This window comes from Pseudomonas sp. HMWF006 (genome assembly GCF_003061205.1).
Taxonomy (GTDB): domain Bacteria; phylum Pseudomonadota; class Gammaproteobacteria; order Pseudomonadales; family Pseudomonadaceae; genus Aquipseudomonas; species Aquipseudomonas monsensis.
On sequence record NZ_QAIU01000286.1, the window covers coordinates 11,891 to 12,465 of the forward strand.

Sequence of the window (575 nt, forward strand, 5' to 3'; positions counted from 1 at the left end):
TTGCAGCAAGCCTTCGATCAGCTCCGGTTGCTGTTCGTCGAGCAGGAAGCGGTCGGCCAGATCCAGGTCAATCGCATCGCGGCCGTTCATGTGCGCGCCGGTCAGGCCGAGGAACAAACCGAGCTTGCCCGGCAGGCGCGCGAGAAACCAACTGGCGCCGACATCCGGATACAGACCGATGGTGATTTCCGGCATCGCCAGACGGCTGCTAGGCGTCACGATCCGCGTGCTCGCGCCTTGCAGCAGGCCCATGCCGCCGCCCAGCACGTAACCGTGGCCCCAGCCGATCAACGGTTTCGGGTAGGTGTGCAGGCTGTAATCCAGGCGGTATTCCGCCGCGAAAAACTGTGCGGCCAGCGGCGGTACTTCGCCAGGGTGGGCGCAACAGGCTTCGACCAGACTGCGCACCTCGCCGCCGGCGCAGAACGCCTTTGCGCCATTGCCGCGCAGCAGTACGCAGACGATTTGCGGATCCTTGGCCCAGGCGTTCAATTTGTCGCTCAGGGCGTTGATCATCGGCAGCGACAGCGCGTTCAGGGATTTTTCAGCATCCAGGCTGGCGATACCGAGGCGGG

At 64.3% G+C, this 575-nt stretch carries 1 protein-coding gene; it reads right to left on the reverse strand.

Annotated elements, in window-relative coordinates; translation table 11 throughout:
- The coding region (locus tag DBR24_RS32015; RefSeq protein ID WP_256591415.1) for an enoyl-CoA hydratase/isomerase family protein at window positions 1-575 on the reverse strand (575 nt) is incomplete at both ends.